The sequence below is a fragment of the Pseudoalteromonas rubra genome (genome assembly GCF_000238295.3).
Classification (GTDB): Bacteria; Pseudomonadota; Gammaproteobacteria; order Enterobacterales; family Alteromonadaceae; genus Pseudoalteromonas; species Pseudoalteromonas rubra.
Genome location: NZ_AHCD03000035.1, coordinates 718,961 through 731,423 on the forward strand (window position 1 = coordinate 718,961; position 12,463 = coordinate 731,423).

The window sequence follows — 12,463 nt, forward strand, 5'->3', positions numbered from 1 at the left end:
GTTATTGCTGGCGATAGTGTTCAAAAAATCGCTGCATTCGCGCCATAGCAGGCTCCAGCTCATCCATATGTGGTAAAAAAACCAAACGGAAATGGTCTGGCTGAGGCCAATTAAACGCTCTGCCGTGTACCAGCAAAATTTTCTCTTCACGCAACAAATCAAGCATCATTCGCTCATCATTTTTCACATTGAAATGTTGCGTATCAATTTTGGCAAACGCGTATAACGCCCCCATAGGTTTGACACAAGATACGCCCTGCATGTCATTCAGCCCTTGCCATGCTATCTGCCGTTGCTCATATAACCGTCCACCGGGTTGGATCAATGCATCTATCGACTGAACCCCACCCAGTGCCTGCTGAATGGCAAATTGTGCCGGTACATTGGCACATAAACGCATAGATGCCAGCATGTTCAGGCCATCAATCAGATCTTTCATGGCGGAGACTTTGCCACTTAACACCATCCAGCCCATACGTAAACCGGCAGCCCGATACGTCTTAGCAAGGCCATTAAAAGTGATCACCGGTAGATCATCGCACAATGAAGCAATTGACCAATGCTCGGCGCCATCGTAGAGGATCTTTTCATAGATTTCATCGCTGAGCAGCAACAGGTTATGCTCTCTGGCAATATCAATGAGCCCTTCCAGCAAAGCTTTGCTATACACAGCACCGGTTGGATTATTCGGATTGATCAGTACCAGCGCACGCGTTTTTGGGGTAATTTTAGCCCGTATATCAGCCAAGTCAGGGAACCAGTCAGCCGCTTCGTCACACAAATAGTGTACCGGCTTCCCCCCCGACAACTTAACAGAAGCGGTCCATAACGGATAATCGGGTGCCGGGATCAATACTTCATCGCCATCATTTAATAGCGCCTGAGTGACCATCTGGATAAGTTCACTCACCCCGTTACCAATAAAAATGTTGTCTACGCTGATATTTGGCAGATTTTTTTGCTGATAATGCTGATACACCGCTACTCTGGCAGAATATAGCCCTTTAGAATCACAATAGCCCTGAGCATCCGACAAATTGCGAATGATGTCACGGTGCATATCTTCAGGCATATCAAAGCCAAAGGCAGCTGGATTGCCGATATTCAGCTTGAGTACCTTAGTCCCTTCGTCTTCCATTTTCTTTGCCTGTGACAACACAGGACCACGAATGTCGTAGCACACCCCATTGAGTTTGCTGCTTTTAGTAATTTTTATCATTATTTCTCCCCATTCAGACTCCTAGAATAGCGCCCCAATGACAGGAAGAAAAGGAGATTTCTTGTTGAAGATAAAAAGGAAAAGCGGATTGATTTTTCAGTAAAGAATAAGCTGTCAGTAACGCGAAAATTAACAGCTTGTCATGCCTGTTGAACTGCCTAATTGAGCAACGCTCGCACGTGAGCGTTGCTCATCGGTCTAAGCATTGGCCATCAGCCATTGCTGCAATTTTACAGTAGAGCCAGCTACCTGTTGAGATAAGTTGCCTAACGATTCTTTGGCAGAATTGACATCTCCCTCCAGCAGAAACAGTTCAATCTCACGGGCACTGTCTGACAAACTCATTGCGCCAAACTGTGCAGCATTCGATTTCAGGCTGTGCGCATTACGTGTCGCTGCCTCCAGGTCTCCAGGTAACGACTCGCGGACTTCACGTTCCAGTCGTTCAAATTCACTGATGCAGAATACCAAAGTGTCTGAAAATTGCTCACCTAACAGGGACTGCATCGTGTCCAGGCAAGCTTCATCAATTATTACATTCATATTAGTCCTTTTCGTTATCAGGCTAACAAACCCAGCAAAAGCCTCTCTATATCGTTAATGCTAGCTAAGAGGGTCCTAAACTGCAAACTATGATATGATCTGTGACAGAAAAAACAGTTAAATAATGCGATGAAACGAGCCCTTTGCGATCACTGCCACTTTCCACTTCAGACATGCGTCTGTCCATTTTTGGGTAGCACCATTCACAATCGCTGTAAAATAGTGGTCTTACAACACCCCAGTGAGGCCAAAGTCGCCAAAAACACGGTCCGATTACTGTCTCTGCAACTCAGCAATATCGAGGTCATTCAAGGGGAGTCGGAAGCCGACTTTAGCGATATCCGTACACAGCTACAATCACAAGCCTGCGCACTGCTTTACCCTTCTGACAACGCACTGACGCTCGATGTCACAAGCTATCAGCAAGACCTGCCACACATTGAAACACTGGTGGTATTGGACGGAACATGGAAAAAGGTACATAAAATACTTATGCTGAACCCCTGGCTGATGAGTCTGCCACATGTCTCGTTCGCGAACTTACCAGAAAACCAGTACTCTATTCGTAAAGCTGAGCAAGCATTCAGTCTTTCAACTCTGGAAGCAACCGCCCATTTTTTACACCTTTATGAGCAGATCCCGCCTGCCCCTTTCTATCAAGCGCTGGCTGGTATGATTGCACAGCAGACCAGGCATATGCCAGATCATGTAAAACTTAGGTATCTGAGTGACGAATAGGCGCTCAACTAATCGGTTAAAACGCCAGTTTTTCCGTGATGGCCCAGATTACCGGTTTGGTGATCAAACCAGTTTTGATGAAATCAAAGAAACTTTCGGTTTTAAAACCATTACCTTAGGCGCCTGGGTAAGTAAGGAAGAGCAACATATTGCGGCTAATTTACTTTACGATGCGCTGGCTGACCTCACTCAGATCTTGTCACTGCCTCCTGTTGCTATTGGCTTGCGGGGTACATTAAATCTGGCCTTCGGCAGTGGTGGACAGGCCGGTGTGCAGGCACATTATGATAGCAACAAGCGTACCCTGGCACTGGCTAAGAACGCGGGGGGCGGTGCACTGGCGCACGAATGGTGGCATGCTTTTGACCACTACATTGCCAAACACATGTTCCGTGAGGCTCGCGCACACGACTTTGCATCCGCACTGTGGCTGGTGCAGCCGCCTGTACTGTCACACCCGCTTAACCAGCAACTTGATACATTATTTCGCTTGTTATTGCTAAGCAGCAGCGCTGACGAGCCGAGTGATTATTTTAAGCATGCAGTGTTACTGGATAAAGCACGTGGTGGCCAATATTATGCGAAACCACAGGAACTGACCGCACGTGCATTTGAATGGGTCATAGCGAATCATCCTCAGATCCGCAACGCTTTTTTGGTAGATGACGTGCTCGACTCCCCGTTACAACGCCAGGGCGGATTTCCCGGCCCCGGCATCGCGGCAGCGACGCTCACAACCACAACTAACTATTTTCAGATGCTAGGTGCTGCGTTATATCGTCAAGCGCAATGAATTGCGTTAGCCACGCCTTATATTCTTCAAACGGGAGCGGCCTGGAAATATAAAACCCCTGGCCAATATCACAGCCAAACGCTTTCAACATTTGGTAGCAATGTACGCTTTCTACGCCTTCAGCAACCACCATAGATCCCAGGTTGTGTGCCATATCACAAGTCGCCTTACAAATCGTCTGGTTGGTCGCTGAGCTGGCTATATTCATTACAAAACTCTTATCTATCTTTATCTCATCAACCCCGAGCTGGCTGAGATATGCCAGGGAAGAATAGCCAGTGCCAAAATCGTCAATGGCCATTTTAACGCCCAGGCGCTTAAAGCCATCAATGATCTCATTCAGATCTACTTCATTAGCGAGGGTAACAGACTCTGTGATTTCCAGCATAAGCTGGGATGGTGCCAAATTTAACTGACTGATCAAAGTGATCAGTTGCACCGCCAGATCTTTTCGGCCAATGTCTTTGCCAGACACATTGAGTGACAAAACATGATGCGAGTAAATGCTGCACAGCTCGGCTTGTAAAGATAATGCCTGCTCGACCACCCAATCGGTAATTTCAGGGATCATGCCAGAGGCTTCTGCAATCGGAATAAATTCGTCCGGCGGAATAACACCCAACTCAGGATGATGCCAGCGCAATAACACCTCTGCGCCAAATACTTCCCCTTGCTGCAACTTTACCTGAGGCTGAAAATACAAGGTAAATTGATTCTGTGAAACCGCGTATTTCAACGAAGACGCCACCTTGATCCGTCGCTCCAAATACAACGAATCGTTGTGATCAAATAACTGCCATTTTTGCGTGCCAAGTGGTCGTGCCGATATTGCCTGTAAAGCGCGCTGCATTAACGCCTCAGTTGTTTGCGCATGAACAGGGTTACTGGCTACGCCAATTTCAAGCTGATCAACAAGTAACTCTCCCTTAAAGTTGATCCCTTCTTCAAAAATAGAAGCCAGCAGACATGCGTACTGCTCAACCTGACTTAGCTCTAACTTACCACGCAAAACAATAGCAAACAGGGTGTCATCCAGCCGATAGATCTGAGTTTTACTGGTCGGCTCAGCTGCAATCGTTACCCGACCATAGGTGTCCAACTGCTCTTGTACTTTTTTCAATAACGATTTGAGCTGAATCGCAGCATAATCCCAGCCCATATTCAGCCTGATCACACTCAGCACCTTAGGTCGAAACATCACCAGTGTGTGATGCTGATGCGTGCTTTGCAAACCATCAAGGGCTTTTTGTAACATATGCCGGTTTGGCAGCCCGGTTTCTTTGTCATGGTTTGCATACTGGAGTAACAACAGCTTTTTCTGCCTTTCATGCCAGTAAACAAAATAAGCCAGCATCAGCACATGCCCCGTCAGCAAAGCATGATTAAGCAAATAGTAGCGTGCACTGGCAACTACGCCCAGCTGCCCCAGCATCAGGATCACCAGTAACACCAATGCGGGCGCAAAAACAAGCGCAAGCAAACGCGCTTCGCGTTGATGTTGAGGAGGCTGTACGCACAGTAGATAGGCCACATAAGCGGTCACCACCAAAGCAGCCATCACCTGAAACAACAGCTGGTAACTGGCATGTAACGGCGCACTGATACACACAACCAGCAACAGGGCCCACAGCAAACGCCAAAGATAATACTTATGCTGCTCATTGAGACGCTTTTGCGCTGCAAAATAATGGAAGAAACACAGCACACAGGCCAAAGCAAGCAAGAAAAACTGGCTACTATATGTCACCAACGCGCCACTGATCACTGTCGGGAACAACAACACATTTATCCCGCTCTCTGCGCCACTAATCAACGCAATAAGCATGACGTATCCCGCAATGGCCAGTAACCCGGGCCGGAACTGAGAAACAGCCATCATGACAAGAAAAAAAGCAACAAAATAAATGCTGCCCGTCTCAACACCAAACAAGAATACCCTGTGGCTAAATAATTGCACAAAGTCGGCTTCTGACACCATGGAAATGGATAATACCTGGGGGTGCGTGCCCTGAGCCTGAATAAAGAGCTGCGCGTTAAGATCACTCCGTGGCACTTTGATATGCGGCAGTACCGCCTGAGCAGGTGAAGCAAGCTCTTTAGCCGGTGCAATCAGTGTGTATTGGATTAATTTACCAGCGCGCTCAAGATAGAACTTAAGAACCCCCTGAACTGGCTGAGTATAAATGACTTGTTCACCTTGTGTGTTGGCCGGGATCTCGACGCGCACCCAAGTTGCGATGCCTCGCTGCAATTTAATAGCCTGCTCTGATTTTGACATTTGTGCCGTCATTTGACGGAGTTCCGCCAGAGACAGTTGATTTGTCGCATCATTATAAGCTGAGAGCGACAGCGGAACCTGATCACCTGCGAAAAAATCACTGCGCTGAGCATGGCTCTCAAAAATCAGGCCAGTCGTTACAATCAACAATACTGCTATCACGCGTATCACGCCTGACCACATCCCAACCTCCTTGAGCAAGTGGTATAGCTCGGCCAATCAGCGAAACCATTGCAGCAGAGGCTTGTTTCACTGGTTTCGGATTAGTGCCGACACCGCAGTGCATATATCTATTTTGCACATTACGATGTAGCGGTAATGTTAAGTATGGAAGCTGAAGTTTGAATTGCCAGTATCAAGTTAAAAAATTCTCACTGTTGCTGGCGCAATGAAGGAGGAATAAGACAGCGGTACGTGGCAGTTTTGATAGTCGCCACATACTCGCAGGTAGATTTAATGTGTGCTCTGTGTATCAGCGATTATCATCACTGATCCGGCTTGCAATTGCGCTGTTTTGCCCTTTGTATTTGGCATCTTTTCGCATATTGTAAGGGGCTTCAGCAGGACTGCTGAGGGTTTCAAAGCTCAGTGCACCAATCTTCATCTTAGGTCTCAGTGCCAGTGGTAGCTTGCCCGAATTATAGAACTCCAGCACGATGTTACCCGACCAACCAGGATCAATACGGTGCGCCGTTACATGCACCATCAAGCCAAGCCGGGCCAGTGAAGAGCGCCCATCCAGCCAGCCCACTAAATCCGCAGGTAACGTCACTGATTCATAAGTCATGGCCAACGCCAGCTCACCTGGGTGCAGGAAAAATGCCTGACCATCCTCAAGCACAATTTCATCACTCATAATGGATTCCATTGCAGCATTGATCTGCTCTTTAGGTCCGCTCAGGTCAACGTAAGGCGCAGCATGGTCCTGAAACACCCGAAACTTGTTGCCCAGACGCAGGTCAACGGTAACCCCTGAGATCATCTCATCCGCCGGTGATGGCTCGATTTGAATGTGTTGTTTTTTTATAGCTTCTTTTATATCTCTGTCGGAGAGTCTCATTAGTTAGTCATCCGTTATTAGAATTTCGACCCCTTGAGTCGATTGTGATTGTAAATACAACATGCTGCTCATCAACTGCGCACAATATATGTAATGGTCTTTTATCGCCAGCGACTGGGTTGTGATGTTCGCGCCCTGTTCCGAGTTTTCCCGGATCCCGGTATCAAGCGGAATTTCAGCAAGTAAAGGAACACCGTGACGTGCAGCCAGTTTAGCCCCCCCTTCACTACCAAAAATCGCATTTTTACCACCGCAATGCTGACACGAAAAATAGCTCATATTTTCGATCAGACCAATGATAGGCAGGTTCACTTTATTGAACATTGCGACACCTTTTTGTGCATCGGCCAGAGCCAGATCCTGCGGCGTGGTGACCACAATAGCGCCGCTGGCAGGCACTTTTTGTGTCATGGTCAACTGAATATCCCCTGTTCCAGGCGGCATATCGACTATCAAATAATCCAGCTCACCCCAGGCTGTTTCATTCAGCAATTGCGTTAATGCTTGCGAAGCCATAGGCCCACGCCAAACCGTTGCGTCGTCCTCTGGTACCAAAAAGCCAATGGACATCGCCCGAATACCGTCTTTTTCAAACGGTTTTAAAGTCTTTTCATCGATTGCCTCAGGCTGTTGCCCGCTCAGCCCCAATAATGAGGGGATTGACGGACCATAAATATCCGCATCCAGAATACCGACTTGTGCCCCCTGGGACGCCAGTCCGGCAGCCAGATTAACGGCAGTAGTCGACTTACCCACTCCGCCTTTACCTGATGCCACCAAAACAATATGCTTGATTTGCTTAAACTGGGCACTGCCCGCTATTTCGCTGTGGCATGCAACCTGAATGTCTGTATTGAGAGAGTCACTCAGATGTGAGGACAAAACAGTACCCTGCCCTGACGCCGCAAAAGGCAGCTTCAGTGACACTTGCCAGGACCCATCCTGCGATTTTCCAGAGGTGATCTCTGTGATCCACTGCGGATCAATTCCCATTGGAAATATTGCACTGCGGTAGTGCTGCAGGTGAGTTTTTATCTGTTCTTTGATTGGGTCCTTCCTGGTAAATAGTTTTTCAATACCAAACATACAAATAAAACGCCTTGAGATGATGAAATGGGCGCTGGAATTATGTAACATTCACTTCATTAAAACCAGTCAAATTCGCGTCTGCCGGGATTTTCCCAGCCGTTCTGGTCAGTCTTTTATCAATATTAGACGCGCTGACCGGTCCGAAGTTTTTGTTCTCTGCCTAGATAAGCACCGAGCGTGATGCCAGCCGCCAGATCTACAGAGCCAAACTGAGCCGCTCTATATTCGTGGAATAACTATGACAAAGAGAAAAATTCTCATAACAAGTGCATTGCCTTATGCCAATGGACCGACTCACCTGGGTCACCTGTTGGAATATATTCAAACTGATATCTGGGCGCGTTTCCAGAAACAACAAGGCCATGAAACCTATTATGTCTGTGCCGATGATGCACACGGCACCCCTATTATGCTGAATGCGCAAAAGCAAGGCATAACACCAGAAGAGATGGTTCAGCAAGTCAGTATCGAAAGACAACGTGATTTCGCCGACTTCAACATTGAATTTGACAACTATCACAGCACCCACAGTGATGAAAACCGCGAGCTGAGTGAATTAATTTATACGCGTCTTAACGACAAAGGTCATATCAAGAAGCGTACTATTTCACAGTTATTTGACCCAGAGAAAAGCATTTTCTTGCCTGATCGCTTTGTCACGGGAACCTGTCCAAACTGTAAAGCAGAAGAGCAAAATGGCGATAGCTGTGATGCGTGTGGCGCCACCTACAGCCCAACCGAGTTGATTGAGCCTAAATCGGCGATGTCCGGTGCAACGCCCATTTTAAAAGATTCTGAGCACTTTTTCTTTGATTTACCAGCATTTGAAGACATGCTGAAAACCTGGCTACGCTCAGGCAGCTTGCAGGCTGAAATGGCCAACAAACTGGACGAGTGGTTTGCAGATGGCCTGCAACAGTGGGATATCAGCCGTGATGCACCTTACTTTGGTTTTGAAATCCCAGGTGCCCCGGGCAAATATTTCTATGTCTGGCTGGATGCACCAATCGGCTACATGGCCAGCTTCAAAAACCTGTGTGACAAGCAAGGTCTGAACTTTGACGAGTTCTGGGCTGAAGGCTCAGATGCAGAGCTATATCATTTCATTGGCAAAGACATCATCTACTTCCACAGTCTGTTCTGGCCTGCGATGCTGGACGGCGCCAACTTCAGAAAACCGAACAACGTCTTTGCCCATGGCTTTGTCACCGTAAACGGCGCAAAAATGTCTAAGTCAAAAGGCACCTTCGTCAAAGCGCGTACCTACTTAGAGCATCTGGACCCAGAGTATCTGCGTTATTACTATGCAGCTAAACTGAACAGTGGTGTAACTGATCTTGATTTAAACCTGGAAGATTTTGCACAGCGCGTCAATTCAGACCTGGTTGGCAAGGTCGTAAACATCGCCAGTCGCTGCGCAGGCTTTATCACCAAGAAATTTGACGGTAAGCTCAGCAGCACAGTCATGGACGAAGCATTGCTAAACAGCTTTGTCGCAGCCAAAGACAGCATTGCCGGCCATTATGAGAACCGCGAATATAGCCGTGCTGTTCGTGAGATCATGACCCTTGCCGACAAAGCAAACCAATTCATCGACGCTGAAGCACCCTGGGTACTGGCCAAAAATGAAGATACCCTGGAGCGTGCGCACCAGGTGTGTTCACTGGGTCTGAACCTGTTCCGAGCTTTGCTGACTTACCTCAAGCCTATTCTGCCTGGTATGGCAAAAAATGTTGAAGCATTCCTGAATACGCAGCTGTTATGGGAAAGCCTGGACACACCGCTGGTTGACCATGAGATCAACAAGTTTAAAGCCCTGATGCAACGTGTTGAACTGGATAAGGTGAATGCTATGGTTGATGCTTCTAAAGAAAGCCTGGAGAAAAAAGTCGGTGGTCAGAGCGCTCAGCCTGCGGCGGACAGCCCGCTGGCCAAAGAGCCAATCGCGGACGAAATCGAGTTCAGTGATTTTGCCAAAGTTGATTTGCGCGTGGCTAAAATTGCCAACGCAGAGCACGTAGAAGGCGCAGACAAACTGCTGAAACTGACACTGGACTTAGGTGGCGAAACCCGCCAGGTGTTTGCAGGTATTAAGTCTGCCTATGCACCCGAAGATCTGATCGGCAAACTCACCGTCATGGTTGCCAACCTGAAGCCTCGCAAGATGCGCTTTGGCATGTCTGAAGGCATGGTTCTGGCAGCAGGTCCTGGTGGCAAAGAAATTTATATTCTTAACCCGGACGAAGGCTCACAACCGGGCATGCGCGTGATGTGATCAGCGCGGCTGTTAAGCTAGATTGAACAAACGGGCCATCAGGCCCGTTTTGTTTTTAAGTGTCCTGCGACAACCCGTCGCGCACTGCCATTAGCGCATAGCCCAGCAGATTTAGTCCTTTCCATTTTTGAGGCACACTTGCAAATTCGTGGTCTTCTGCCAGGCCAATCCCCCAAATTTTATCAACCGGACTGGCTTCGACCAGGATTCTTTTGCCAGTTGAGAATAAAAATGCCTTCAGTTCAAGGTTTTGAGCAAACTTCAGCATGTTTGCACTAACCACAATATCGAATCGCTTAGCGTTCCAGATGGCTTCATCAAAACCGGTGACAGCTCTGCCCAGCTTTTTAGCCTCGCCAGGATGACTGCATTCTAAAATACGCCGAGCCACATCATAATTATCAAATAGCATCGCCTTGTGGTACATCATGTAATGCTCAGCGGTTTTAAACATCAACCCGTGCTGCTCAAAGTGAGCCGGATACCATTGACTGAAACAAGACTTGGAAACACCTGATTTGGCTTTTTGGTGACCCCAGAAAAAAACAAACTTCGGCTTTTTTGATTTCGCAATATACTCAATTAATTGCGCGTTACTGCTTATTGCCACAAAGACTTCCTATGTATAATGTGTGTCACTCATGCACGGAGGCTGTTCAGCGCCTCTGCGCACCTGATTACTCACTAAGTTAATGTATGTGCCATAATGAATTTCTGTCCGTCCATATCAACGACACTAAATCCATGAGATTCATATAATTTCACCAGATGAGCCTCACAGCGAAGAGACAGTGCAGGCAACTTGAGCTTGATTGCCTTGGCTATCGCAAACTCAACCAAAGCCGTTGAGATGCCTTTGCCACGATGTTCGGTCGGCACATACACGCCGTCTAGCCAATGCCGATAGCCTGAATCATCAGAGTCGATTTGCTGTTTGATTTCGCCCGCACCAACCAACTCATTGTCAATATATGCGGCGAACCCTATGCGCGAATCAGAGGACGATATTTTATCAATCACACTCTGTACTGTGGCATGCGGGTCTTTACTGTCCCATTGCTGGTAATACCAATCGGCGATGAGCTCAATGTCTGAATGGTCGCTCGATAAGTCTGAGACTTTCATTTGGACTGTCCTGGTTAATTGTTATTGTTTTTAAGTCCATTGCAAGTTCAATGCTTCTTAAATCCATTGAAGTGCGGACATGATATAAAGGTTTAAGATTGCCTGCTGCACTGAAAAAACAATTAAATTGAATGTATTGTACAGCAATTTAGCCCTCTTTGCTTTTTACGTTTCACCTTGCGTAAAGGCCGCGCTAAAGCACGAATTTGCACGATAAAGCGTTCGGCGAGCTGCGAAGCGTTGCTTCGGTCTCAAAAAGGTACGAGTGGACACATATCCCTATGGAGGGCTCCCGGCTTTTCATCCATGAAAAGCGTTCGGCGAGCTGCGAAGCGTTGCTTCGGTCTCAAAAAGGTACGAGTGGACACATATCCCTATGGAGGGCTCCCGGCTTTTCATCCATGAAAAGCGTTCGGCGAGCTGCGAAGCGTTGCTTCGGTCTCAAAAAGGTACGAGTGGACACATATCCCTATGGAGGGCTCCCGGCTTTTCATCCATGAAAAGCGTTCGGCGAGCTGCGAAGCGTTGCTTCGGTCTCAAAAAGGTACGAGTGGACACATATCCCTATGGAGGGCTCCCGGCTTTTCATCCATGAAAAGCGTTCGGCGAGCTGCGAAGCGTTGCTTCGGTCTCAAAAAGGTACGAGTGGACACATATCCCTATGGAGGGCTCCCGGCTTTTCATCCATGAAAAGCGTTCGGCGAGCTGCGAAGCGTTGCTTCGGTCTCAAAAAGGTACGAGTGGACACATATCCCTATGGAGGGCTCCCGGCTTTTCATCCATGAAAAGCGTTCGGCGAGCTGCGAAGCGTTGCTTCGGTCTCAAAAAGGTACGAGTGGACACATATCCCTATGGAGGGCTCCCGGCTTTTCATCCATGAAAAGCGTTCGGCGAGCTGCGAAGCGTTGCTTCGGTCTCAAAAAGGTACGAGTGGACACATATCCCTATGGAGGGCTCCCGGCTTTTCATCCATGAAAAGCGTTCGGCGAGCTGCGAAGCGTTGCTTCGGTCTCAAAAAGGTACGAGTGGACACATATCCCTATGGAGGGCTCCCGGCTTTTCATCCATGAAAAGCGTTCGGCGAGCTGCGAAGCGTTGCTTCGGTCTCAAAAAGGTACGAGTGGACACATATCCCTATGGAGGGCTCCCGGCTTTTCATCCATGAAAAGCGTTCGGCGAGCTGCGAAGCGTTGCTTCGGTCTCAAAAAGGTACGAGTGGACACATATCCCTATGGAGGGCTCCCGGCTTTTCATCCATGAAAAGCGTTCGGCGAGCTGCGAAGCGTTGCTTCGGTCTCAAAAAGGTACGAGTGGACACATATCCCTATGGAGGGCTCCCGGCT

General features: G+C 48.0%; 10 protein-coding genes. 3 read left to right on the forward strand and 7 right to left on the reverse strand.

Annotated elements, in window-relative coordinates:
- Window position 1 precedes the first annotated feature (1 nt).
- Together PRUB_RS14295 and PRUB_RS14300 are read right to left on the reverse strand one after the other, a co-directional pair.
- A complete protein-coding gene (locus PRUB_RS14295; protein WP_010381638.1) occupies window positions 2-1,219 on the reverse strand; it encodes a pyridoxal phosphate-dependent aminotransferase in 1,218 nt (405 codons plus the stop codon).
- A 198-nt stretch (window positions 1,220-1,417) separates the two neighbouring features.
- Window positions 1,418-1,762, reverse strand: a complete 345-nt coding sequence (locus PRUB_RS14300) for an Hpt domain-containing protein (protein ID WP_010381640.1) — start codon at window positions 1,760-1,762, stop codon at window positions 1,418-1,420.
- Between the two features lie 129 nt (window positions 1,763-1,891).
- Between PRUB_RS14300 and PRUB_RS14305 the strand changes: the two genes are divergently transcribed.
- Window positions 1,892-2,500, forward strand: a complete 609-nt coding sequence (locus PRUB_RS14305) for a tRNA-uridine aminocarboxypropyltransferase (protein ID WP_040644452.1) — start codon at window positions 1,892-1,894, stop codon at window positions 2,498-2,500.
- The gene (locus PRUB_RS14310; protein WP_010381643.1) at window positions 2,490-3,293 is read left to right on the forward strand and encodes a CLCA_X family protein; all 804 of its coding nucleotides are present in this window, start codon (window positions 2,490-2,492) and stop codon (window positions 3,291-3,293) included. Before PRUB_RS14305 ends, PRUB_RS14310 begins: the two co-directional genes overlap by 11 nt.
- On the opposite strand, the gene PRUB_RS14315 is transcribed toward PRUB_RS14310, so the two are convergent.
- The 3 genes from PRUB_RS14315 to PRUB_RS14325 all read right to left on the reverse strand — a co-directional run bounded on the left by PRUB_RS14315 (window position 3,244) and on the right by PRUB_RS14325 (window position 7,717).
- Window positions 3,244-5,754, reverse strand: a complete 2,511-nt coding sequence (locus PRUB_RS14315; RefSeq protein WP_010381645.1) for a putative bifunctional diguanylate cyclase/phosphodiesterase — start codon at window positions 5,752-5,754, stop codon at window positions 3,244-3,246. The genes PRUB_RS14310 and PRUB_RS14315 overlap by 50 nt on opposite strands.
- Before the next feature lie 289 nt (window positions 5,755-6,043).
- Window positions 6,044-6,631: a dCTP deaminase gene (gene dcd, locus PRUB_RS14320; protein ID WP_010381646.1), complete on the reverse strand. Its 588-nt coding sequence runs from the start codon at window positions 6,629-6,631 to the stop codon at window positions 6,044-6,046.
- A gap of 3 nt (window positions 6,632-6,634) precedes the next feature.
- Window positions 6,635-7,717: an Mrp/NBP35 family ATP-binding protein gene (locus PRUB_RS14325; protein ID WP_010381648.1), complete on the reverse strand. Its 1,083-nt coding sequence runs from the start codon at window positions 7,715-7,717 to the stop codon at window positions 6,635-6,637.
- Window positions 7,718-7,958: 241 nt separating this feature from the next.
- Here PRUB_RS14325 and metG point away from each other — a divergent pair, with 241 nt between their 5' ends.
- Window positions 7,959-9,995, forward strand: a complete 2,037-nt coding sequence (metG, locus tag PRUB_RS14330; protein ID WP_010381649.1) for a methionine--tRNA ligase — start codon at window positions 7,959-7,961, stop codon at window positions 9,993-9,995.
- Between the two features lie 55 nt (window positions 9,996-10,050).
- Here metG and PRUB_RS14335 read toward each other — a convergent pair whose 3' ends face one another.
- Both PRUB_RS14335 and PRUB_RS14340 read right to left on the reverse strand, forming a co-directional pair.
- Entirely contained in the window at window positions 10,051-10,605 is a 555-nt protein-coding gene (locus PRUB_RS14335) for an NADAR family protein (RefSeq protein WP_010381652.1), read from the reverse strand.
- A gap of 74 nt (window positions 10,606-10,679) precedes the next feature.
- Window positions 10,680-11,120 (reverse strand): GNAT family N-acetyltransferase, encoded by a 441-nt coding sequence (locus tag PRUB_RS14340; protein ID WP_010381655.1) that lies wholly within the window; start codon window positions 11,118-11,120, stop codon window positions 10,680-10,682.
- Between the last annotated feature and the right edge of the window lie 1,343 nt (window positions 11,121-12,463).